Genomic DNA, 913 nt, shown 5'->3' with positions numbered 1-913 from the left:
AAAGAAACTTCAGAAGAAGAAACATCCCGTCTTTTCCGTGAAGAACGACCATCAGAAGAGGCGGGACCTATAAAATGTTCATGCCCTTTTAAAGAACAGGGTTGTATACTTGCAAAAGAACGCCAAGGGTCTAAATTGCGTTCGTAGTCCATACCTCGTAAAAACATTCCACGAAAATCCGGAACATTAAACGTCGTGGCGCCATCTCCTTCTCCCCACGTCGTTCCTATCACCTCAAACAAGGCTCTATACGTTCTTCGCGAATAAGCACGCCCATCACAAGGTAACCAACCATCCGGCAAGCGCTCCATGCCAAAAGGACCAATTAAACCAGATGGTAAACGTTTTAAGAAAGAAACTTTTTCCCTTGTGGGATTGAGAATTTGCCAACCGGTTATATCTTCATCATAAATAACGGTATAAAGACAGCCATCTTGGATTTCTCCTCCCGTTAAAGCTAATAAACCGGTGTCCGTCGCCTTATAAACGGGCTTGCCGATTAAATTATTCAAAGCAATCGTGGTAGCCCCTACATTCTTACCCTTCGCTTTAAAACAAAGCGATATCCCATTCTTATACGCTAAAAACTGAGAGGGACTTTGAAGACTTATCGCACTCGTCTTTTGTTTATCATCAACCGTAACAACCGCTTCAATCACACCCCCCGTATCCGATAAATATTCACGCACACGCTGCATCATAAAACGCGCACTGTTGTTAACCGTGTTCGGATGTTGTCCTTCTGACCAATTAATCAGATTATCCGCACCACCATTCTCCGATGCCGTTAAAGACCAATCATAAATCGTCGACATCTAAACCTCACGTCTTGATTCCAAACACAACACTCATATTAACCGGGCGTGTCTCATGTTCTCCAAAACTTGCTACTGAAACATCACGCATATGAATG

General features: G+C 43.3%; 1 protein-coding gene. It reads right to left on the bottom strand.

All coding sequences use genetic code 11. From position 1 onward, the window contains the following. A partial coding sequence (locus tag ACFIMW_RS09405; protein WP_375608911.1) for a phage tail protein occupies positions 1-815 on the bottom strand: 815 nt, incomplete at its 3' end. Positions 816-913: the final 98 nt, after the last annotated feature.

It is taken from the genome of Bartonella sp. AC329YNZD (assembly GCF_042196685.1).
Classification (GTDB): domain Bacteria; phylum Pseudomonadota; class Alphaproteobacteria; order Rhizobiales; family Rhizobiaceae; genus Bartonella.
This window is presented reverse-complemented; position numbering and strand designations above follow the sequence as displayed.